This window comes from Oryzophilus luti, assembly GCF_059726245.1.
Map to the genome: position 1 here is coordinate 461,952 of NZ_AP040874.1, position 22,545 is coordinate 484,496.

Here is a 22,545-nt window from a genome sequence, read left to right on the forward strand (position 1 = left end):
GACGAGCCGGACGGCACACGCTGTCCGGCTCTCGCGTGTCGGCCACAATTTCTAAACACGAAAAGAGAGATATGAAGACTCTGCAACGCACGCTCGCCATCATCAAGCCGGACGCCGTGGCCAACAACCACACCGGCGAAATCATCGCCGCCATCCAGAAGGAAGGCTTCCGCATTGTGGGCATGAAGATGCTCCACCTGAAGAAGGCCCAGGCCGCCGCGTTCTACGCCGTGCATGTTGGCAAGCCGTTCTATGACTCGCTGACGGCCTTCATGACCGAAGGCCCGATCGTGGTCATGGCCCTGGAGAAGGACGACGCCATCGCCTGCTGGCGCAAGCTGATGGGCGCCACCAACCCGGCCAAGGCCGAGGATGGCACCATCCGCAAGCGCTTTGCCGAGAGCATTGAGCGCAACGCCGCCCACGGCTCCGACGCCGAGGACACCGCGCGCTTCGAGCTGAGCTTCTTCTTCTCGGGCTACGAACTGGCAAAGTGACGCCGCTTTGACGGGCGTCTGAGCCCGTCAGGCGTCATCCTGAGGAGCGTGAGCGACGAAGGATCTCGGCGGATTACCGCTGAGTATGCCGGAGGCGAGAGCCCGTCGGCGGTCACCCTGAGTGGAGCGAAAGAGTTGTTTCGCAACCGTCAGGCGGTCATCCTGAGGCGCGTCGGCGACGAAGGATCTGCTGTTCGACAGCAACAGTACGCACAAGAAAGCGGGCCGAATATTCGGCCCGCTTTTGCATTGCATTCAGCGCGAGGCTAGATTTTCTGCGGCTCGCACTGCTGCTGTTCCTGGAACTTGCGAACGCGCTCAGCCATCTCTTCGGGGCTGACTTCTTCTTTGGGTGTGCCCACGCCCCAGCGGTGTCCCCACGGATCGACGATCATTCCGTAGCGGTCTCCCCAGAACATGTCGGCCGGAGCCATCAGGCTCTTGGCGCCTGCGGCCAGTGCGGCTGCATAGGTTTTGTCGGCGTCCTCCACGTAGATTTGCAGTGTGACCGGTGTGCCGCCGAGTGTTTGCGGCGAAAGCCCACCCATCTCCGGAAATTCGTCGTTGAGGAAGAACAGGTGGTCGCCAATCATCAGCTCGCCGTGCATCATCCTGCCGTCAGGGCCGGTCATGGCGGGGCAGTGTTCGCGTGCTCCAAAGATGCTTGTGTAGAAGTTGACCGCCTCCCGTGCGCCCTTGACGGTGAGCGAGGGAATCAGCGTGTGACGTGCGTGCGACAAGGCCATACAGAACCTCCACATCCTGTATTTCAGAATTTGTGGCCCATCGTGCTGCGAGCAATAGATGCGGAGGGCAGCACTCCGGCTGACAAAAAAAGCGGCGGAGCCGAAGCCCCGCCGCCTGTGAAACTTACACCGGTTAGTCAATGGTGTGCATCAGGTGCTTTGTGCGCTCCGCCACCAGCGCATCAATGCCGCCGGTGATGTACTGCTTGAAGTGCGGTGACGCCCAATGGTCTTCGAGCGCCTGCTGCGACTTGTACTGTTCGTAGAAGGCAAACACCGTCGGGTCTTCCGGCGACTGGTGGCCGATGTAGTAAATGCAGCCGGACTCGCGCCGCGTCTGCTCCTCCATCAACCGCATCAGGTGCTTGCACTCCTGCTCGGTGCCGGGCTTTACCTTCATGTGAACAATCAGCGCAACCATCGTGTGCTCCTAGCGTCCGCCCAGCATGGCGGTGAACTCGTCCACCCAGATCGTCTGTTCGCGGTCCGGGCCGGTGGAGACCATGCCGATCTTGGCGCCGGATTCACGCTGCAAGAACTTCAGGTACTCCTGCGCCTTGGCCGGCAGCTTGTCGTGCTCGGTAATGCCGTAAGTGCTGGTCTTCCAGCCGGGGAACTCGGCAAAGATCGGCTTGATCTTGCGGTAGCCGGAATCCTGCGCCGGGGCCTGCTCGGTCCTGGTGCCGTCAATCTCGTAGGCGACCACGACCTTGATCGTGTCCAGCTCATCCAGCACGTCGAGTTTGGTGACCACCAGCCACTCGGTGCCGTTGATCATGTTCGAGTAGCGCAGCAGCGGCATGTCCAGCCAGCCGCAGCGGCGCGGACGTCCGGTAACGGCGCCGAATTCGTTGCCCTTCTTGCGGATCGCCTCGCCCATTTCGTCCAGCAGTTCACTCGGGAACGGGCCGCTGCCCACGCGCGTGCAGTAGGCCTTGGTCACGCCGATGACGGTGGAAATCGCCGTCGGCGGAACGCCGGTGCCGATGACCGCGCCGCCAGAGGTCGCGCTCGAGGAGGTGACGAACGGATAGGTGCCGTGGTCGATGTCGAGCATCGTGCCCTGCGCGCCTTCGAACATCATGCTCTTGCCGGACTTGATCTCCTCGTTCAGCAGGTAGGTCGTGTCGGTGACGAACGGGCGGATCTCTTCGGCGATGGCCGCGTACTCCTCGAACATCTTGTCGGCGTCGAGCGGATCGCTGTTATAGAGCGCGTGCGCGATGGTGTTCTTTTCCTTGCAGGCGTTGGCAATGTGCGTCTTCAGCAGTTCGCGGTCGAGCAGGTCGGCCACGCGCAGGCCACGGCGCGCCATCTTGTCTTCATAGGTGGGGCCAATGCCGCGCGAGGTGGTGCCGATCTTCACGCGTCCCGGCGCGTTCTCCGCTCCCAGCTCGATCATGCGGTGGTAGGGCAGGATGACGTGCGCGCGGTTACTGATATACAGATTGCCGCGGACATGCACGCCCGCCTTGGTCAGCGCGTTCACTTCCTTCATCAGCGCGAACGGGTCCAGCACCACGCCGTTGCCAATGACGGCTTTGCAGCCGTCGCGGAGGATGCCGCAGGGAATCAATTGCAACACGAACTTCTTGCCCGAAATGGTGACGGTATGTCCGGCGTTATGGCCGCCGGAGTAGCGCGCTACGACCTGAAAATGGTCGCTCAGCACGTCCACGATCTTGCCTTTGCCTTCGTCACCCCACTGCGCGCCGATTACCACGGCGGTTGTCGGTTTCTTCACGCGATGCTCCCCGCGGCCGGTCTCAGGACCGGCTCGCCATTGAAAATTCGCACACAGGGAACGGCAGATGCGGCCGTTTCAATTGGAGAAAGGGGTTCTTCCAGACAAGCTGTGTACAACCAATTTTATCGCGCTTTGCCAGCGGCGGAAAGTCCGCGCCAGAAACTTACGCGCCAGGGCTTTCCACAGGCCCCCTGCCGGTTGCTACACTGGGCACATGCCCGAACTGCCCGAGGTGGAAACCATTGCGCGCGGTCTCGACCGGCGCGTTGCCGGAGATACCATCCGCACCGTCTGGATTGGCAAGCGTCCCCAGGTTCTGAAGTCAAAGCCGGCAAAGATTGCCGCCGTGCTGGAAGGCGCAAGAATCGTCCGGGTACGCCGCGTGGGCAAGCACATCGTTGCCTCTCTGGAACGTCCGGACAAGCCTGCGGAGTGGGTCATCCACCTGGGTATGACCGGACGCATGCTGGTGAGCGCCGCCGGTGCCGAGGTGGAGAAGCACACGCATCTGATCGCCCAACTGGCCAGCGGGCAGGAACTGCGCTTTGTGGACCCGCGCATGTTCGGCAAGCTCCAGGTATTGCAGCCGCCCGCCTTCCACGCGCCGGGGCTGGAGCCCATCGGCGCCGACCGCGAGCAGTTCCTGCAACTCTTCCATGGCCGCAAGACGCCGATCAAGAGCGCGCTGCTCAACCAGTCGCTGTTGAGCGGCATTGGCAATATTTATGCGGATGAGTCGCTGTTTCGTGCCGGAATCCGCCCGCGCCACCGCACTGCATCGCTGACGCGCGCCGACCTGCTGCGGCTCTACGACGCCATCCAGCAGGTCCTGAAGGAAGCTGTTGAACTTGGCGGCAGTTCGGTTTCCGACTATGTGGATGCCGAGGGCAAGCGCGGATTCTTCCAGCTTCAGCACCGCGTCTACCAGCGTACCGGCGAGCCATGCCTTGTCTGTGGCACGCCCATCAAGCGCGTTGTCATCGCCGGACGCAGCAGCCACTACTGCCCGCACTGCCAGAAGTAGCGCTCCTCGCGGAAATGAAAGAGGCCGCCCGAGAGCGGCCTCCTGTTTCACGGAAATACTCTGCTTACAGTCTCAGCGTGCAAGACACGCCGTGGCGACGCGGCTCAGTGCGGCCAGCAGCCGCTCGTTCTCCTCGGGCAGACCGATGCTGATGCGGATGGCCTGAGGGTCTCCCCAGGCTCCCACCATCGGGCGCACAATCACGCCTTCATGCTCCAGGCGTGCAGCCAGCGGTGCCGCATCTTCACCCACTCCGCAGTAGATGAAGTTGGCCCAGCTCTCGACCGGGTGGTATCCGAGCGAGCGCAGCCCGCGCAGCAATACTTCGCTTTGCTCGGCATTGTTGCGCATGGTCATCTCGCGGTGCGCGGTGTCCTTCATCGCCGCCAGCGCCGCGGCTTCGCTCACCCCGGTCACGGAGAACGGCGTCTTCAACCGCGAAAGGTAGCCGATCAACTCCGCCGGACCAAAGCCGTAGCCGACGCGCAGTGCCGCCAGCCCATAGGCCTTGCTGAAGGTGCGCAGCACAATCACATTGCGGCCGCTGCGAACGTAGTCGGGAGCGTGCGTGTAATCGATCTCGCGCTTGCGCGCGAAAGTCTCGGCAAACTCGTAATACGCCTCATCGAGCGCGACGATGACGTGCTCGGGCAGTTGGTCGAGAAACTCGTCAATCTCCGGCGCTGTCAGCAGGGTTCCAGTCGGATTGTTCGGGTTCGCGATGAAGATCAACCGCGTGTTCTCATCCACGGCCCGTGCGATCGCATCGAGGTCATAGCGATGTCCGCGCATGGGCACCGTGCGGTACTCGGCGCCCGCGCCGCGCGTGAAAGTCGGGTACAGCGCGAAGGTGCGCTCGCTGGTGATGGCATTCAGCCCAGGGCGCAGCAGTGCGCGCGTCAGCAGTTCCAGCAGGGAAGTGGATCCGCAGGTGACGATCAGGTTCTCCGGCGCAAGGCCGAGCTGCGCGGCCAGCGCGCGGCACAACTCAAGATTGGCGGTGTCCGGGTAAAGATTGACCGTCGCGGCTGCCTCTCGGGCCGCAGCCAGCGCCAGCGGCGAAGGGCCAAATGGGTTTTCATTGGAGGCGAGCTTGACGGCGCGAACGCCGCTTTCGGCTTCCACCTGCCAGATGGGTTTTCCGGGAACGTAGGGAGAGATGGAACGGATGTACTCAGGGAAGAGTGCTGCCAACTTCGACATAACGCCTCGCATTCCGCCGCGCCGCTGGTTGACGGTGCGACCGTTTGACCGATTTACGGGAGACTTGCCGGGCGCCGTTGTTACGACGCCCGCAGCCTGACTGCAATGGCCTTGACGCATCTTCCGTAAATCAGGCCTGCATTGAGACGAGCCCGGCGCGCGGCGTTGGCCGCGCGCTTCCAACTATGCCCGCGGACGGCGAGGACCAGAGCCGCGTCCTCCACGGAATTCTGAGCCACGCCCGCGATCCTGACGCGGTCCGCGCTCGCCCTGAGGCTTGCGCGTGCCGCGGCCTTCACCGCGTGGCCCAGCGGACTTCTTCGCGAACGGCTTGCCCGGGCCGAACGACTTGCGATCCCCAAAGCTCTTGCGCTCACCGAACGGCTTGCGCTCGCCAAAGCTCCGGCCTTCACCCGGCTCACGGCGCGGACGGAAGCCGCCTTCGGCACGCTTCTGGAAGCCACCTTCGCGGCGCGGGCGCTCTGCACCCTCACCACGCGGTTTCCACTCGCGGCGCTCGCCACCTTCGGCAAACTTCTTGAAAGGTTTACGGTCGCCAAAGCTTTTGCGCTCACCCTCTCCGTAGCTCTTCTTGAAGGCCGGACGTTCGCCTTCGCCGTAGCTCTTCTTGAACGGCTTGCGATCTCCGAAGCTCTTGCCCGTGCCAAACGGTTTGCGGTCACCAAATGGCTTGCGTTCACCGAACGGCTTTCGCTCGCCAAAGCTCTTGCCTTCGCCCGGCTCACGGCGTGGACGGAAGCCACCTTCAGCACGCTTCTGGAAGCCGCCTTCGCGGCGCGGACGCTCTGCACCTTCACCACGAGGTTTCCATTCGCGACGCTCGCCGCCTTCCTCAGACTTCCTGAAAGGCCTGCGTTCGCCCTCGCCGAAGGACTTGCGGAATGGCTTGCGGTCGCCTTCGGCAAACGACTTCTTGAACGGCTTGCGGTCACCAAAACTCTTGCGCTCGCCGGACGGTTTACGGTCGCCGAATGACTTGCGTTCGCCGTAGCTCTTCTTGAAGGCTGGACGCTCGCCTGCGCCAAAGCTCTTCTTGAACGGCTTGCGCTCGCCGAATTCGCGGCGGGGACGTTCCGTGCGTTCGCCGCGCGGTGCAGATGTCTTCTCCTCGCCCTCGGACCCTTCCTCGCGGGCGTGGTCGTCCATCACCTTGCGGGCGGCATCGCGCCAGTCTCCGCGCACAAAGTTCTCGCGGCGTTCTCCGCGCTTCTCGCCAAAGGCAGGCTTGCGTCCGCGCTTGGGCGAGCTCATGTCCACGGGCTTGTCAATGGAGGTGCGCAACGCGTTCACTTCCTTGGTGGTGAGCAGGCGCCACTGGCCCGGCTCAACGTCCAGCTCCAGCGGGCCGTATTGCACGCGCTTGATCTTCTCAATGTGGTGGCCAATCTGCTCGAACATGCGGCGGATCTGGCGATTGCGGCCTTCAATCAGCGTGACCGAATACCACGGATTTTCCTGTTCCACGGCCAGTTCAATGCGCGCCGGCTGCGTGCGCACGCGGAAGCTGCGGCGCTCCACGCCGGGCTGCTTGTGCCCGTGCGCGCCGGTCAGGCCCGGCTCGGGCGGCAGCACAATGCCCTCGCGCAGGCGCTGGATGTCTTCTTCCGTGGGGTGGCCGCTGACCTTGACCTGGTAGGTCTTGGCAACGTGTGAACCGGCCTTGGTGAGCTGCGCCATCAGCCCGCCGTCGTTGGTCATCAGCAACAGGCCCTCGCTCATGTAGTCGAGGCGGCCGACGGGGAAGACGCGCTCCTTGACGCCCTGCAGCAGCTCCATCACCGTCGGGCGTCCTTCCGGATCGCTCACCGTGGTGACGTGCCCCTTGGGCTTGTAGAGCATGATATAGACGTGGCGCTCGGGGCCGCGCAGCAGCTCGCCGTCAAGACGGATCTCGTCGGTGCGCGGGTCGGCCTTGGTGCCAAGCTCTGTGACAGTTTCCCCATTCACCGAGATGTGTCCCTCGGTGATGAGTTCTTCGCTCTTGCGGCGCGACGCGATGCCGGCGGCGGCAAGGATCTTTTGTAAACGCTCAGAAGGCATAACGATTCATTGTACAGGTTGCATGCAACCTGTGCCTTCCGGCGCGCGAATTAACTCTCGCTGGGGAGCTTGTCGCCCTTTTCGGGCTCAGTTCCGGCCTCGGCGGGGGCGTTGGCAACCGTCTCGGGAGCCTCAGAGGCTTCGGCTTCCGCGGGCTGCTCGGCGGTGGGCTCCGCCTCGGTGGAAACTTCCGATTCCTCTGTTTCCGTGGTGGTCTCCGGCGCAGCCGTCTCTTCGGCCTCAGACTCGTCAGCCGGTTCCAGCGGCAACTGCGGTTCGGCGGGAGCTTCGGCTTCAGCCGGGGCTTCCAGTTCCGCGCCCAGGCCGTCGGCGGCCAGCTTTTCGAACTCCTCCATGCTGGGCAGTTCGGTCAGGTCGTTCAGGCCGAAGCGCATGAGGAATTCCTTGGCGGTCTTATAGAGGATCGGGCGTCCGATGACCTGCTTGCGTCCGGCGGTGGTGATGAGCTTGCGATCCAGCAGCGTGCCAATGACGCCACCCGACTCCACGCCGCGGATTTCGCTGATCTCTGGCACCGTGATGGGCTGCTTGTAGGCAATGACCGCCAGCGTCTCCAGCGCGGCCAGCGACAGGCGCACCGGCGGCTTCAGGCTCTTGGCAAAGGCGCGCACCACGTCATGGTGCTCCGGTTTGGTGGACATGCGGTAGCCGCCGGCGACGTGCCGGACTTCGATGCCACGGTCCTCGCTGGCATAGTCGGCAACCAGCTCGGTAATCAGCTCGCGCACGCGGGCGCGGAGCTGCGCATCCACCGCGAGTTCTTCCTTAGTCTTCTTCTGGCGCTTGCCCGCCTTGGTCTCCGGCGCGGCAACGCTGGCCTGTGCGTCCGGCTCGGTTGCGGCCGGAGCTTCTGCGGCGGGCGCGACTTCACCTTCGGCTTCCGCCGCCGGAGCCGCAGGCTCACTGGCTTCTTCGGCATTCGGCGATGCTTCGGTCGCGGGAGCCTCGGACACGGCTTCCGTGTCTGCCGGAGCTTCCGGCTCAGCCGCAGGTGCTTCCACCGCAGCCTCTTCGGCCACAGGCCCGCCTTCGGCCTCCACCGCCTCTTGCTCAGACTGCACGGCGGATTCGCTGGTCTCGGCGGCAGGCTCTGCAGAGGCTTCCGCCTCCGTGCTCGCGTCCTCGGCGACTTCGCTGGCAACATCCTCGGCGCTGCCTTCGGCGGCTTCGGTGGCGGCCAGATACTCGGCCTTCACCTCGGCGGAGGCGGCTTCTTCCGCCTGCCGGGCGGCATCCTCAGCGGCCTTCTTGGCGGCTTCGGCCAGGATAGGTTCGCGCAGCAGTTGCGCAATCTGATCGACGGTGATCGGCTCTTCGGCCGCGTAGATAATGGCTTCGACTTTTGCTTTCAGGCTCATTCGACGGTGAATGCCTCGAATCTCGTTATCGGGTGCGGCCCGTGGGCCGCGTCGCGCCAAAGCGCGGGACGCTACATCCAGTCGTCCTTGACCTCGCCGCTGTCGACGGCGATGTTGTCAAAATTCGTGTACTTCTTCAGCACAATGTCGCCAAACACGGCGTCCTGCCGGCACTGCACGGCCTGCAGGCGAACCAGCTCCAGCAGCGCCAGAAACGCACAGATCAGCGACTGGCGCGTGCGCAGGTGGCGCAGTAATTGCCGCAGGCGCACCGGGCGGTCTTCCACAACCAGACGGCGGCGCACGTACTCAATCATCTGCCCGACCGTCACCGCTTCTTCATTGAAGCGCAGCACCGGACGGTCCTTGGCGCGCTCGATGATGGTGCGGAAGGTCTTGACCAGGTCGATAATGTCGGTCGACAACTCCGGTTCGGTGCCCTCTGCGTTGCGGAACTCGCGCAGCGCCGGATTGCTGAGCACGGCGTCTTCAATCTGCTGCTTCTGCATCAGCATCTGCGCGGCGGTCTTGAAGCGTTCGTGCTCGAGCAGGCGGTTGACCAGTTCCATGCGCGGATCTTCCTCGCCGGCCGGCGCATCCGGATCGCGCGGCAGCAGCATCTTCGACTTGATCTGGATGAGCAGCGAGGCCATGTAGATGAACTCGGCCGCCACGTCAATGTCGAGCTGTTTCATGTTCTCGACGTATTCCAGATACTGCGCCGTGATCTTCGCAATCGGGATGTCGTAGATGTCGATATCCTGCTTGCGGATCAGGTCGAGCAGCAGATCGAGCGGGCCGTCGTAGACCTGCGCGATGTTGATGGAGAACTGCGACTCGTTCTGCATCTCGCGCACTTCGGCCTTCTTCGGCGCGGACTTGGCCGCGTTCGGCTCCGGATTCGGTGCTGCCTGCTTGGTCTCTTCGGCCACGCTACTTGGTTTCCTTCGCGGTGTCGTTGTCGGTATAGCTGTGGGCCATGCCCATCACTTCCCGCGCGGCCTCCAGTGTATCCTCGGCGGCCTTGCGCGCGCGAGCCGAACCTTCCTCCAGCAGCTCCCACACCTGCTTGGGCTTCTGCTCAAAGTGGGCGCGGCGCTCGTGGATCGGGGCCAGCACCTTCATCAGGTTGTCCGCCGCCCAGCCCTTGCACTGGATGCAGCCGATTCCGGCGGTGGTGCAGCCCTCGCGGACCTTCGCCATGGTTTCGGCATCGCTGAAGATTTTGTGCAGGTCGCCGACGGGGCAGATGTCCGGATTGCCCTTGTCGGTGCGGCGCACGCGCGCCGGGTCCGTCACCATCGTCTTCAGCTTGCTGCGCACTTCGGATTCCGGATCGCTCAGCATGATGGAGTTGCCATAGGACTTCGACATTTTGCGGCCGTCGGTGCCGGGCAGCTTGGCCGCCGGAGTCAGCAGGGCCTGCGGCTCGGCAAAGACGCCGGGGCGCTTGTCGTCCTCGGTGCTGGCAGCGGCAACATTCTTCAGCGGGTAGAACTGGTTGAAGCGGCGCGCGATCTCGCGCGAAATCTCAAGGTGCGGCACCTGGTCTTCGCCCACAGGAACCAGCAGCTTGCGCTTATCTTCCGGCAGCTTGATCGACGGGCTGTAGAGAATGATGTCGCTTGTCATCAGCACCGGATAGCCGAGGAAGCCGTAGGTTCCCAGGTCCTTGTCCTTGATATTCTCGCGCTGTTCCTTGTAGGTGGGAACGCGCTCCAGCCATCCGAGCGGCGTCATCATCGAGAGCAGCAGGTGAAGCTCGGCGTGCTGCGGCACATGCGACTGGATGAAGATGGTCGCCTTCTCCGGATCAAGCCCGGCGGCGAGAAAGTCGTAAACCATCTCGATGATGTTCGATTTGATGCGCGTGGTGTCGGCGTAATCGGTCGTCAGCGCGTGCCAGTCGGCCACAAAGAAGAAGCAGTCATGCGTCTCCTGCAGGCGGTCCCAGTTCTGGAGCGCACCAACGTAGTGTCCGATGTGAAGTTTTCCGGTTGGTCTCATGCCGCTCAACACGCGGCCCGCTGCTTGCTTTGCCGTATCTACCATTACAGTCTGTCCAATATGTTGTAGAAGAATTGCTCGACTGGCGCGAGCATCACGCTCAGCATGCGTCCGCCGAGAAACATCAGAATCAGCAGGCCGAACATGCCGACGCGGTCAAAGGTCTCCTGCATCGACTCCGGCAGCAGATGGCGCAGCACGTGGCTGCCATCCAGCGGAGGAATGGGGATGCAGTTGAAGACCGCCAGCAAAAGGTTGACTTCCATCATCATGAGGAACATGACGACCAGAGCCTGCCAGACGCTGCCGCCAAGTCCCATGTACAGCGCCGCCAGGTGCATGCCGCTGGCGAAGCGGCAGATGGCCAGGACCACCACCGAAGCTACCGCCAGAATCATGTTGCTGACCGGTCCGGCGAGCGAAACGAGTATGTCGTCGCGGCGGATGTGGCGGAAGTTCAGCGGGTTTACCGGCACGGGCTTGGCCCAGCCGATCAGCGGTATGTGCGTGAAGGCCGCCAGCAGCGGCATCACGATCGTCCCCAGGGGGTCGATGTGCGCGATCGGGTTCATGGTGATGCGCCCCAGCATGCGGCCCGTCGGGTCGCCGCAACGTTCGGCAACCCAGGCGTGCGCCGACTCATGGAAGCTGAGGGCGAACAAAAACGCCATGATCTGGAAGAAAATTTCTACGCCTTGTTGTGGCATGGCCTGTAAATCCTAGTCGAAACTAGAGTAACACGCAGCGGGGGGAGCCGTTGGCAGGCCGTGCCGCGTTACTTCTGGACCAATGTTACGTCGTGCGCGCCGACCCCGGCGGACTCGATATGCGCTGGCAGCGGAAACTTGGTATACAGCCCGATGTGCTGCCCGTTCTTTGGCCGCAGGAAGGTTGACGCAAAGTACTCCAGCAGGCGGCGCGGCACGGCAATGCCGTCGATCTCCACCGTGGCGACCTGCACAAAGCCGTCACCCTGCGTACCCCACACGTGCGCTTCGCCCTTCACATCGTGCGTGCCGATGAACAGCGGAAAGCGGGGAGCGTGACCGGGCCTTGCCGAGGTCAGCTCGTCGAAATCCACGGTAGCCGTGCAGGTGACTGCGCCGGGCTCGCTCGTGCAGTGCGGCTTGCGCACGCCCGGAGGCAGCTTCACGCCGCCCTCGCCGAGGTAGGCGTTCCACTCGGCTTCCTTCAACACGGTGGTCTCTTCGCGTACCGGCACGCTGGTGGCGTTCTCCCCCATGCGATGGAACTTCGCTTCGGCCGCCGCATAAGCAGCCGAAGTGCCCCGCAGTTGCGCCGTAAGCGCCGCCGAGAACAAGACCATCAAGGCCAATGTGCAGCAGCGCTTCGTCACTTCTTCGGCTTGGCCTCGGCTTGCGGAGTCAGGGGGGCGATCTGCGGTTTCTGCAGGTCTCCGGTAACGTGGAATCCGCTGTTCTGTCCGGTCTGGAACTTCAGGTCCAGCACACTGTCGGTGTTGGCGCTGCCGCTCACTTCGTAGGCAGCCGGGCCGGCCTGCAGCAGTCCAGGCTCAAAGCTCAGCTTGCTCTTTTCGAGCGTCAGCGTGGTGCCGAAGGTCGAGAACTTCACCGGGGTGTGGCCGTCGAGCGTGATGGACTTGAGCGTGCCGTTGGTCCAGGTCACTTCGCTGCGCGCCACGGCCGACTTCGCCAGCTCGCTCTGCCGCCATCCGGTCATGTGCAACTCCCAGTGTCCGTTGAGGACGCCGGTGCCGAGCGCGAGCCTTGTCTTCTCCGAGAGCTGTGCCACGTTCATCTTTGCCAGCAGTCCGCTGCCGCTGTATTCCGGCTGCTCTCCGGCAAAGCTCATCTTGGCGTCGCCGCGCACATCGCCGCCAAACAGGCTCATGTGCAGGTTCTTCAACTCGGCCACACCGTCGCGCAACGTCACGTCGGCTTCCGCCTCGGTGGCCGTGCCAAAGCCCAGCAGGATGCGGCGCGCGCTGATGTGTCCGGTGGTCTTCATGGTGCTCACCAGGTTGCGTGCGTCGTTGGAGCCGAACAGCTTGAACCAGCGGCGTCGCACGCGCGGATTCAGCGCGTTGTTCCACTGGTCCGGATCAATCTCGTCAAACTGCAGCACAAAGCTGGATTCACAGGGCTGGTCCGGCGTGCAGGAGCGCGGCATGCTGGCGCTGCCCGTGAAGCGCGCTTTGCCCACGGCGCCTGCCAGCGATTGCAGGCTCATGCGGTTTTCCGCCAGCGTCACGTGCGCCTGCGTCAGCTCCAGAGGATCGTTCATCCCCGGAACCTCAGCATGCGCGTCCTTCCACTGCATGGTTCCGGAGAGCGTGCTTCGGCTGCTCATCCATTCGCCCGCCAGTTTCAGGTCGACTGCGCTTTTGCCCGCGAGCGTGAACTTGGGTGCGCCCACACCGAGCGTGCGTGCCACCTGTAGCAGGCGCTCCAGTGTGGAGTCTCCCTTGAGATCCAGTTCGTAGCCCTTGGTGTCGAGGCGTCCGCCGGCCGTGGCCGGTTGTGCGCCACCCAGCGCGAGCGGGAACGGATTGAATACCAGCGCATTCGTAGCCGGAGTTGCCGGCACGGCCTTGGCCGCGCGAGCGTGCTTGCCCTTGGCCGGAGCCTGCGGCTGCGGCGTGCGGATCACGAAATCGGCTTTGCTGATTGTCAGGTCCTGACCGAGCACGGCGCTGCGCAGCACCAGTGCATCGGCCTCGCCGCCACCGGTCCAAGCCGCATCGGCGGAGGCATCCTGCTTGTTGACGTGGAACGAAGCGGTCAAAGTGCCGCTGGCGTCCAGGTCGTCGGCAATCTCGCTCTTGACGTGCTTGGCCAGGCTCACCACGGTACGCAGCGGCAATTTCTCGGCCGCAACGTTCAGGTCGAAGCGGTCGCCGCTGAGCGCGGTCATGTCGCTGCTCAGCAACACCGTGCCGTCGGCGAAGGGGAAGCGGCATTGCAGCGCGCGCAGGCTCTCGTCGGTGCTGCTGAAGGTGCCGGTGCACTGCGACTGCAGGTTCAACTGGCTGCTGCCCACAACGTCCCAGCGGCGGAAATCGGTGATACCCGTGGACGTCTCAAAGTGCAGATCGGCGGGCGAACCGTTCAGCTTGGCGGAGAACAACATTTCACCGCGCCAGCCCATGTCCTGTCCGGAGGCCAAGTTGCTCAACTGTCCAAGTTGGCCGTGCTGCCACACCACGGTGGCGTGCACAGGGCTGTTGCGCAGGTAATCGGCGTGTCCGAAAACGCCATCAACCTTCAGTGTGCCGGTGTCGGAGATCTTTACATCCGTGCGCACCGGGCGCGCTTCCAGCCGCACGCGCCACTGGCCTTCCGCCTGGCTGTAAAGAGAGAAATCAGCCTCTGTCAGCGAGTAGACGCTTTTCTCCAGTCCGCGCACCAGGTTGATACGGCCATTGGTGGCCGAGATGTACGGGAAGCGAGGTCTCGACTGCGGAGCGCGCTCATTGGTCGGCGCCGCCGGTGTGGTCGTGGCCTTCCACAGCAGAGACTCCACGTTCCAGTGGCCGTCCGCGCCGCGTACCAGGTTCAGGCTCGGGTACTTCAGGGAGAGCTTGGCGACTTCGAGCTGGCCGCGCCACAGCGAAGTCAGCCGCAGATAGGCGGTCACTTCGTCGGCGCGCAGAATGGGTTCGGCGCTGTAAGCCTTGTCGTCGGCGACAACAAGGTTCTCCATGTCAAAGCCAGGCTGCGGCACCAGCCGCAGCGAAACGTTGCTGATCGTAACGGGGCGGCCCATCGCCTGGCTCATGGAATCCGCCAGGCGATGCTGGAACCGTTTTACGTTGATGTAAGGCGGAAGAAACAGCGCCAGCAGCGCCACCACCACCAGTCCAATGCCCCAGCGCTTCGCGGTCCGCGTTGTCATTAGTGCACCAGGTGGAACATGCGCGACCAGCGCGTTTCCGTGAAGAAGTGGGTGACGATGTGGAAGAGGAATCCGACGCGGCTGCCGATGTCGGTCTGCTGCCACTGCGTGGCCGGCGTGATGAACGACCAGTAGTTGAACATGGGGCGGCCGAGGATGTTCTCACGGGGAATGAAGCCCCAGTAACGGCTGTCGAGCGAGACGTCGCGGTTGTCACCCATGCCGAAGTAGGAGTCAGGCGGAACCACAATGTCCTCGCCTTCAATATGCCCACGCATGGTGTAGAGCCAGTAACTGCTCACCTCTTCGGGGTCGGCCTGCACGGAGGGGAACTCATCGCGATATGGATTGAAATTGCCGAGGGCATGCTTCACCTGCGGTTCGTTCTGCGGCACGCCGTTCAGGTACACCTTGCCGTTGCGCAGGTGGATGCGGTCGCCGGGCTGGCCGATGACGCGCTTGACCACGAACAGGCCGGGCGTCGAAGGCGACACGAAGACCACAATGTCTCCACGATGCGGCTCGCGGTAGGGAATCATCCACTTCATCCAGCTGGTGGTGGGCGCCAGCCGGATGCGGTCCACGAACACGTGGTCGCCGATCAGCAGCGTGTCTTCCATCGAACTGGAGGGAATCTCAAAGGCCTGCAGGACGAACGTAATGATGAAAAGTCCGATGACCAGCACGCTGGCGATCGAGGAGATGAACTCTGCGGTCGTCTCCTTGGGCGGCTGGTTTGACTCGGTTTCGGAATTGCGAACAGAAGTTTCTTCGTTGGCCAACGTCATCAGTCCTGTAAGGCTTGGAATAGGCCTGCCCGCCTGCCCAGGGGGTCAGCGGACCAGACGAAACATGCGGTGCCAGCGCAGATGGTTCCAACCCAGCGCGAGGCGGTCCCGCCACGTCAAGAGTTTATCACCCGCGGGGCTGGGCGCATCGTCGTCGCTGTCGGCGGCCTGCGCGTCCATGGACCAGTAAATCAGCAGCGGCCGTCCGACGACGTTTTCGCGGGGCACAAAGCCCCAGTAGCGGCTGTCGGCGCTCTGGTTGCGGTTGTCGCCCATCACGAAATACATGTCGCGCGGGACGATCAGCTCGCCGTTCTCCACCCACTTCTTCATCTGCTGGTGCCAGCGCACGGTCATCTCCGGCGAGATGGCGCTGCCGTTGGGGAAGTTGTCGCGGAAGGCGTCCGGAAAACTGGACTTGAATACGACGTACGGTTCCCAGAGCATTTGCCCGTTAATGTAGACGCGGCGGCGCACCATCTTCAGCCGGTCGCCCGGCATGCCGATCACGCGCTTTACGTAGTGCTCGCTGGGATGCTGCGGCGGACGGAAGACGACCATGTCTCCACGGTGGATGGGGCGGTATGGCATGGCCCAGTCAAAGACGCCGTCGCCTGCGTAGCGCGTCTTGTCCACCAGCAGGTAGTCGCCTACCAGCAGCGTGTCTTCCATCGATTCCGACGGGATCGTGAAGGCCTGCACCAGAAAGCAGATGACGAAGACTGCGATGGCAACCGTGATGGCCAGCGCCTGAAGCCCTTCCATTGCGCTGGTGAAGGCGCTCGTAGCGGCAACCGCCCTGCGCGAGGGCATGGCCGCACGCGGCTCGTTCACCGGCGCTTCCGGATACGCCGCATCCGGGATCAACTCGGCTGCTTCCGGCGGAAGCGGTGCGGACGGGTTGTTCAGCTCATCCACGGTCAGGCCTTCTCCTGCGCGGACTTCATCCAGGCCAGCATGCGTTCGGCAGCGATCTGTTCGGCGCGCTTCTTGGTCGGGCCTTGCGCGCGTTCCACATGTTCCACTTCGCCCTCGCGCGAGATCAACTGCGCTTCCACCGCAAAGGTTTTCTTGTGTTCGGGGCCGAAGGAATCCACCAGTTCGTAGTGTGGCGCGGGGCGTCCGGTAGCCTGCAGGCACTCCTGCAGACGCGATTTGTGGTCGGTGTTGAGTCCCAGTTCGGCCTCGGGACCAATGCGCTCAAGTTCCGGCTCCAGAATGCGGCGATGGATGAAGCACTGTGCGGTTTCCAGCCCGGCGTCGAGGTAGAGCGCGGCGATGGTGGCCTCCACCGCGTCTGCCAGCAGGGCGGCTTTGCCGCGCCCGCCGGTCTTTTCCTCGCCGCGTCCCAGCCGCAGGAAGCGGCCCAGTTCCAAATCATTGGCGGTGCGCAGCAGATGGCGCGAACTCACCAGATGGGCCTTCAGCTTACTCAGCTTGCCCTCGTTGAATTGCGGAAAGCGTGCGAACAGCTCCAGGCTGGTTACCAGCCCCAGCACGGAGTCTCCAAGAAATTCGAGTGGCTCGTTGTCGAGCGTGCCATTGCCACGCTCGCTGGCCAGCGAGCTGTGCGTCATGGCGCGCTCCAGCAGCTCCGGATGCACAAACGTGTGTCCGAGCGCGGATTCAAGCTCTTTCAGCGATGCCGGGTTGGTGGTGTGCTTCATGGTAGGGAGGCGCCCCCGCCGCAGGTTGCAGGGCAGGGGCGCAAACTTGCTTCGTTACTTCAAAAGGTTGGCGGTCAGCTTCGTCAACCGGTCTTTTTCCTGCTTGGCCAGCACTTCCACTGCGGAGCCGGGCTGCGCCAAGGCCAGGCACTTGTTGATCGTCGACATGGCTTCGGCGTACTTGGTCAGCTTGTCCTGCGTAATGGCCAGCCGCAGCAGCGTCACCAGGTTGGGCTTGTCCTTGCTGAGCTCCACCGACTTCAGCAGCGCGGCCTCCGAGGCCGGATATTGCTGCTTGGAATAGTTGGCCAGGCCGATGGCATCATAGGTCCACGAGCGGAGGTTGTTCTTCACCTGCTCGGCCTGTTCGGGCGTGAAGTGCGGCGGCACGAACATGTGGTCGATGGCGCCGAGCGCCTTGGTTCCAACTTCGATGGCTTCATTCAACCGCTCCGCCTTGTCCAGGTCGGAGTCCTTGGTGTGCTCGGCCAGGTTGCCCGCCAGAATCACCATGGCCAGCGCATTTTTGGAGTCATACGAGAGTGTCCGGCGAGCCAGTGCCACCGCCTTGTCGCTGGCTCCGGCGTTGTCGTACATCGCCGTCAACTGTTGGAACAGAGAAGCGCGCAGTTCGCTGGCCGGATACTTTTCGGCAAACGCACCGGCGGCCGTCTCCATGGCCTGCGGGTCCTTTGCCAGTGCCAGAACATCCTGATACGCCTTCAACTCTTCCGGCGTTTTGGCCTGCGGGCCGTGGTTCACCGCAGGTTGACTGGCGGCCTGCGCGGCCGGTTGTGCCGGTGCCTGGGGGGCGGGGGCGCTCTGCGCCCACAGCGAGGCGGTCATCAACAACGACGCCGCAAACATACATACCTGCTTCATCATCTTCTCCTGCGTGCAGCAGCGCTATTCGTTCGAACCCGTGCCGCGCGGCGCGCTGTAAGGTTTCTGCAGGCCACGGTTGGCGGCCGCCTGCACTTCCTTGCCATCATCGGCCTTCAACGCTGCGTTGTAGTGTTCCAGGGCTTTAGCGCGCTCTTCCTGCATGTCATAAATGCGGCCCAGATAAATGTGCGACCAGGCCAGCACCTTCGTATTCTTCGTCAGCCCAAGCGCGCGTTCAAAATTCGCCTGCGCTTCGGACATCTTGCCCTCAAGGGTGGAAACGCGGGCCATCATGAACCACGCCTGTCCGGAGTCCTCGCCCTTGTTCATGGCGTCGAGGGCGAACTTCCTGGCGCCGTCCAGATTCCCGGCGGCGATGGCGCGCTCGGCGAGGTCCAGCATGGGCTGGCGGCGCTCAGGCTTGCGAACCAGCTCCGGCGTGGCGGTGGACGCAAAGCGAATCTGCTGGGCGCGCTTGGTTTCGTCTTCCAGCTTGATCTCCAGAAGCCATGTGCCGTAGGCATAGTTGATGGCCTCTGGATCAGCCTCAAACTTCTTCAGCGTTCCATAGAAATACTGGGTGAGGATGAAGCCCTCGCGCATGGACTGCTCGACGGACCGTTGCCGGTCGTCCTCGCTGCCGTCGCGGCCGCCCAGGAGCCGTGCCTCGATGGCACGGATGAGCGACTCGTTGACCAGCAGGGAAATGTCGAACTTGAAGCTGTCGTCGAGCGGGGCCTTGGCCACCAGCCGCAGCAGCGGCTCCAGCCGGCGCATGCTGTTGCCGCGCGACTGCGCCAGCGGGTCAAGCACAAAGTGCAGGTAGGCGTGGCGAACCTGCTCCAGCTTGATGCCCTTCGGCGTCGGCGAGAACACCATGAAATAGTCGTCGCCGTAGTTGCGCGAATTGACAAGCGCAGGCGCCGACATCGGCTCCAGGTAGACGATGAAGCTGCGGCGGCCATACGTGCTGCCGCGCCGCAGGTAGACGTCCGTGGCCAGCAGCATGTTGTGCACGGATTCGCCGTAGGCGTCGACCAGCGCAGCATAGTCCCGGCGATGGGCCTTCCAGATGTCTCCCAACTGCGCCGACTTGTAGAAGTTGCGCACCAGCGGCGCAATGCCGAGCACGTTGCCGGCATCCGGCGGAAGGTCGGCTTCCTGCACCTTCAGCTCAAACTGCGGGCCGGCCCCCATATTCAACCCCAGGGAAATGTACTGGCCGAGTTGGCGCGCCGTGTCCGGCTGCATGTGGTCGGCATAGAAGCGGCAGGCCATTCGCAGGTCTTCCTGCGCCTTCTCGCTGCGGGCCGCCTGCACCACTTCTTCGCGAATCCGCTCGCGCACCGGCGCGGAGCCTGCCAGATCCTGATCAAAGCCACAGGCGTTGATAGTGGCCATGACCGCGAACAGCGCCTCGCTGGTCTCCATGCTCATCTGCGGCTGGCTGCTGGCCAGCGGACTCGGCACGGTGGATTGCTGTGCCGGGGCCTTGGCCGCAGGCTGCGACTTGGGGTTCGACTGCGCCACAAGCGTTGCGGCGCCCAGGATAATTGCCAAACTCAGGACGGAAAACGATCGGGTCATAAGGACCAGGAGGGCCTCCGAAAAGCCTCTGAAACTGGAGACGTACTGCTGCCAGTGTACGGTGTTCACCTTGGGGAATCAACGGTCTGCCAGTCATCGGCAGCGGCATATAGCCGCGTTACCCGCCCCGCGTCTGCGACCGGCAGTCGCACCGCGACGTTACCCGCCCCGCGTCTGCGAGGATTCCCCGGAAACAGCAAAGCGGCGGATGCCCGCCGCCTTGCCACCTGTTACTGATAAAGACTGCCGCGCTATCCGGCGACGTTGATCTTGCTGAACGAAAGAATCACCTTGCCGCTTACCGGCTGTCCAAAACTGGTGGCCGGGCGGAACACCGAGAAAATCAGCATGTTCTTCAGTTCGGGCATCAACCGCTCCGCGTTGGCCGGAGCATTCAGAATGCGATAGTCCTGCACTCGCCCGCGCGAATCGACCGTGGCTTCCACCACCAAGGCATCCCCGTTGAGCGCTCCGGCTTCCACGCCGAAGGGCGCAAAGCTCAACTGCGGCGCCGTGTGGACCATGAGCGGCACATCGGCGCCATTGACCTGGCGCGGGAACATCATGCCGATCAGCAGGCCGAACATGATGACCGCCGTCAGCGTGCCGGCCGTTGCGGGCACCAGCAGGGCATTGACCGCGTTGCTCAGGCGCACCAGCACTCCCTCCCAGGGGTTGCGGCGGCTGGCGGCGAGTTCGCGTGACACCGCGATGCGAACCTTCAATGCCAGATCCTTCGGCGGCTGTACGGGCGCAAGCGAGGCGAGCATGCGCTGTGTCGACTGCATCAGCATGTACTCGCGGCGGCAACTGGCGCATTCGGCCAGGTGCTGGTTCAGCGCGCTCACTTGTTTGCCAGTCAACGCCCTGTCCAAGCAGGGCGAAAGTTGGCTTTTTGCTTCTGCGCACTTCATGGCAAAACCTCTATTTCCTGTCCGCCACGCAGCGCCTCGCGGCGCGGTCGCGGCGTATCCGCTTCCTTGGCAAACCCTGTTCCGAGCACCGGCGCATGCTTCAGCAGCCGTTTGCGCAGCGCATCGCGTCCCCGCACCAGGCGGGACTTCACGGTTCCCAGGGAAACGTCCATTACTTGGGCAATTTCCTCGTAGCTCAGGTCTTCGATGTCGCGCAGTACAACCGTTGTCCGGTAGGGTTCCGGCAACTCGCCCAACACCTGTTCGACCGTGGCACACAGTTCGCCTCGCAGGACCGCGTCCAGCGGGCTGTCGCCTTCATCCACCAGCGATTCACGAACCTCGCTGATGTTGGCGACGTATTCAGCATCCGTTTCCTGCGCCTGTGCAATCGAGGTCTCACGCACCTTGTGCCGGAAGAACCACCGGCGCCGGTTGCTTGCCTCGTGCACGGCAATGCGGTAAATCCAGGTTTTCAGGCTGCTATCACCCTGGAAGCGCTGGATTCCGCGGAAGACCTTCAGGAAGACCTCCTGCACCGTGTCCGGCGCGTCGGCAGGGTCGTCCAGCAGGCGGTAAACCAGGCTGTAGATGGGCTGATGGAACTGAGTGATGAGCCACGCGTAGGCATCTTCCGATCCCGCCTTCAACTCGGCGACGATCAGAGTCTCTTCCGTGCGCACTTGGATTGCGCGGTCGAGCTCGCCCACAGTGGTTGCTCCAACGGTTTGCACCGTCTCCTCCATTCTACTGCGATCCACCGGCGTCAACAACCAAATGTGCTTTGGCAATTTCCGCCAAGTCAAAACGCATCAGCCACTTAAAGCCGTTCCGCCAGCCTGCCCGGCGGGGAGCCATCGCCGGATACACCCCGGCAAGCCTTCCATTCGGCCCCGTTCACTAGCTATAGACCCCAATTCCTGCCGGTTTGTTCCGTTGAAATCGATGAAATTGTGCTTATTTTGCGGGGATTCCAGCCGCCCGCGTGTTCCGAACTGATACGTGTGACGGATTTCTGGAGCGCGCAAAACAAAAAAGGCCCCACTCCGGCGGACGAGGCCTGAGTGGGGCAAGGAGTCGTGAGGATGATTACAGCAAAGCTTATTGCGGCGGCAGATGGTCGAGGATGCGCTGGGCGTCCGCGTCGGTAATCGTCTTGCAGTAAATCTCCGAGTAGAAGGTCTTCATCTCCTTCACCATGTCCCAGTGCTTGAACTGCTGCGGGTAGAACAGCTTGGCCATGTAGATCATAAGCAGCACATTCTCATTGCTGGCATGGTCCCAGGCGTAGATGCCCTGCGGCAAAAGGTAGACCTTGCCCGCCTTGACGGCCTTCAGCGCCGCCCACTTCGGGTCCTTGGTCACAAAGTCGGTCGAATCCGCCAGGCCGCTGACGAGGATGATGTCCGGGTTCCACGCCTCCACCTGCTCCATGGTGGCGTGCGAGTGGTTGTCGGCGAGCGTCTCGGAGACATAGTTGCCACCGGCGATGACGGTGTTCCAGTGCATCACGCTGCCCTTGCCCTGGCCGTTCAACATGCTGAAGCGCAGTCCGCCGTAGTAGACGCGCGGGCGCTCCTTCTCCGGAATCTTCGCGGTGATGGCCAGAATCTGCTTCACCTTCTTCTCGTAATAGGCGTTGTACTTTGCGGCGCGCGCCTTGGCGTCCCCGCCGAGCAGGTTGCCGAAGAACGTGACCTGTCCCTCGAAACTGCGGGTGAAGTCCGCGATCTTCATCGGCCGGTCATCGGCGGAGAAGGCGCAGACGGTCTTGATGCCGGCGGCGCTGAACGGGTTTTCCTTGGTCATGCCTGGCGTGTAGAGCACGAAATCGACATCCATCTTCTTCAGGTTGTCGGGCGTGGCGTTCTGCAAGCCCTTGGCGGTGGCAATCTCCGGAAACAGCTTGTAGGCCCACGGCGACTGCTTGGCCATCACGGCCAGCGACTGTCCCTGGCCGAGCGTCATGATCTTTTCCGGCGAAACGCAATGCATGGCGGCAATCTTCGTCGGCGTGGCGGGCACTTCCACCTTATTCCCGCACATGTCGGTGATGATCTTCGTCTGCTGGGCGTGTAAGGGGGCGGTTCCGAGGGCCGCCATCAGTGCGAGAGCTGCAGCGGCACACCCAAGGCGGTTCTTGCTTTGCATCTTCAACGTTTAA

Annotated in this window: 21 protein-coding genes; 2 read left to right on the plus strand and 19 right to left on the minus strand. The window is 63.0% G+C overall.

Annotated elements, in window-relative coordinates; translation table 11 throughout:
* Positions 1–71: 71 nt before the first annotated feature.
* Positions 72–497 (plus strand): nucleoside-diphosphate kinase, encoded by a 426-nt coding sequence (ndk, locus tag AC6IZO_RS01985; RefSeq protein WP_497807472.1) that lies wholly within the window; start codon positions 72–74, stop codon positions 495–497.
* Between the two features lie 266 nt (positions 498–763).
* Here the strand turns inward: ndk and AC6IZO_RS01990 are convergent, their stop codons facing one another.
* The 3 genes from AC6IZO_RS01990 to AC6IZO_RS02000 form a co-directional block, all read right to left on the minus strand.
* On the minus strand, positions 764–1,243 hold the full coding sequence (locus tag AC6IZO_RS01990) for a VOC family protein (RefSeq protein WP_497807474.1): 480 nt from the start codon (positions 1,241–1,243) through the stop codon (positions 764–766).
* A gap of 133 nt (positions 1,244–1,376) precedes the next feature.
* A complete protein-coding gene (locus AC6IZO_RS01995; RefSeq protein WP_497807476.1) occupies positions 1,377–1,664 on the minus strand; it encodes a putative quinol monooxygenase in 288 nt (95 codons plus the stop codon).
* A 9-nt stretch (positions 1,665–1,673) separates the two neighbouring features.
* Positions 1,674–2,987, minus strand: a complete 1,314-nt coding sequence (locus tag AC6IZO_RS02000) for an adenylosuccinate synthase (protein WP_497807478.1) — start codon at positions 2,985–2,987, stop codon at positions 1,674–1,676.
* Positions 2,988–3,204: 217 nt separating this feature from the next.
* Here AC6IZO_RS02000 and AC6IZO_RS02005 point away from each other — a divergent pair, with 217 nt between their 5' ends.
* Positions 3,205–4,014 (plus strand): DNA-formamidopyrimidine glycosylase, encoded by an 810-nt coding sequence (locus AC6IZO_RS02005; protein WP_497807480.1) that lies wholly within the window; start codon positions 3,205–3,207, stop codon positions 4,012–4,014.
* A gap of 72 nt (positions 4,015–4,086) precedes the next feature.
* On the opposite strand, the gene hisC is transcribed toward AC6IZO_RS02005, so the two are convergent.
* The 16 genes from hisC to AC6IZO_RS02085 all read right to left on the minus strand — a co-directional run bounded on the left by hisC (position 4,087) and on the right by AC6IZO_RS02085 (position 22,532).
* Entirely contained in the window at positions 4,087–5,217 is a 1,131-nt protein-coding gene (hisC, locus tag AC6IZO_RS02010; protein ID WP_497807482.1) for a histidinol-phosphate transaminase, read from the minus strand.
* A gap of 183 nt (positions 5,218–5,400) precedes the next feature.
* Positions 5,401–7,278, minus strand: a complete 1,878-nt coding sequence (locus tag AC6IZO_RS02015; protein ID WP_497807484.1) for a pseudouridine synthase — start codon at positions 7,276–7,278, stop codon at positions 5,401–5,403.
* A 50-nt stretch (positions 7,279–7,328) separates the two neighbouring features.
* On the minus strand, positions 7,329–8,657 hold the full coding sequence (scpB, locus tag AC6IZO_RS02020; protein WP_497807486.1) for an SMC-Scp complex subunit ScpB: 1,329 nt from the start codon (positions 8,655–8,657) through the stop codon (positions 7,329–7,331).
* A 71-nt stretch (positions 8,658–8,728) separates the two neighbouring features.
* Positions 8,729–9,589, minus strand: a complete 861-nt coding sequence (locus tag AC6IZO_RS02025) for a segregation and condensation protein A (protein ID WP_497807488.1) — start codon at positions 9,587–9,589, stop codon at positions 8,729–8,731.
* 1 nt (position 9,590) lies between these two features.
* Positions 9,591–10,709 carry a tryptophan--tRNA ligase gene (gene trpS, locus AC6IZO_RS02030; RefSeq protein ID WP_497807490.1) on the minus strand — a complete coding sequence of 373 codons (1,119 nt, stop codon included), beginning with the start codon at positions 10,707–10,709 and terminating at the stop codon, positions 9,591–9,593.
* The gene (locus AC6IZO_RS02035; protein ID WP_497807492.1) at positions 10,709–11,371 is read right to left on the minus strand and encodes a site-2 protease family protein; all 663 of its coding nucleotides are present in this window, start codon (positions 11,369–11,371) and stop codon (positions 10,709–10,711) included. The genes trpS and AC6IZO_RS02035 overlap by 1 nt, the downstream gene beginning before the upstream one ends.
* Before the next feature lie 68 nt (positions 11,372–11,439).
* The gene (locus AC6IZO_RS02040; RefSeq protein ID WP_497807494.1) at positions 11,440–12,000 is read right to left on the minus strand and encodes a hypothetical protein; all 561 of its coding nucleotides are present in this window, start codon (positions 11,998–12,000) and stop codon (positions 11,440–11,442) included.
* Positions 12,001–12,017: 17 nt separating this feature from the next.
* Positions 12,018–14,540 (minus strand): AsmA family protein, encoded by a 2,523-nt coding sequence (locus AC6IZO_RS02045; RefSeq protein WP_497807496.1) that lies wholly within the window; start codon positions 14,538–14,540, stop codon positions 12,018–12,020.
* Complete coding sequence (lepB, locus tag AC6IZO_RS02050) at positions 14,540–15,328, minus strand: signal peptidase I (protein WP_497807498.1); 789 nt, start codon at positions 15,326–15,328, stop codon at positions 14,540–14,542. The genes AC6IZO_RS02045 and lepB (AC6IZO_RS02050) overlap by 1 nt, the downstream gene beginning before the upstream one ends.
* 45 nt (positions 15,329–15,373) lie before the next feature.
* Positions 15,374–16,246 (minus strand): signal peptidase I, encoded by an 873-nt coding sequence (gene lepB / locus AC6IZO_RS02055; protein ID WP_497807500.1) that lies wholly within the window; start codon positions 16,244–16,246, stop codon positions 15,374–15,376.
* Between the two features lie 2 nt (positions 16,247–16,248).
* Entirely contained in the window at positions 16,249–16,995 is a 747-nt protein-coding gene (rnc, locus tag AC6IZO_RS02060) for a ribonuclease III (RefSeq protein WP_497807502.1), read from the minus strand.
* Between the two features lie 54 nt (positions 16,996–17,049).
* The gene (locus tag AC6IZO_RS02065) at positions 17,050–17,877 is read right to left on the minus strand and encodes a hypothetical protein (protein ID WP_497807504.1); all 828 of its coding nucleotides are present in this window, start codon (positions 17,875–17,877) and stop codon (positions 17,050–17,052) included.
* 24 nt (positions 17,878–17,901) lie between these two features.
* Complete coding sequence (locus AC6IZO_RS02070) at positions 17,902–19,467, minus strand: hypothetical protein (protein ID WP_497807506.1); 1,566 nt, start codon at positions 19,465–19,467, stop codon at positions 17,902–17,904.
* 251 nt (positions 19,468–19,718) lie between these two features.
* Complete coding sequence (locus AC6IZO_RS02075; protein WP_497807508.1) at positions 19,719–20,381, minus strand: anti-sigma factor family protein; 663 nt, start codon at positions 20,379–20,381, stop codon at positions 19,719–19,721.
* Positions 20,378–21,115: an RNA polymerase sigma factor gene (locus AC6IZO_RS02080; RefSeq protein ID WP_497807510.1), complete on the minus strand. Its 738-nt coding sequence runs from the start codon at positions 21,113–21,115 to the stop codon at positions 20,378–20,380. The genes AC6IZO_RS02075 and AC6IZO_RS02080 overlap by 4 nt, the downstream gene beginning before the upstream one ends.
* Before the next feature lie 367 nt (positions 21,116–21,482).
* Complete coding sequence (locus tag AC6IZO_RS02085; protein ID WP_497809912.1) at positions 21,483–22,532, minus strand: ABC transporter substrate-binding protein; 1,050 nt, start codon at positions 22,530–22,532, stop codon at positions 21,483–21,485.
* Between the last annotated feature and the right edge of the window lie 13 nt (positions 22,533–22,545).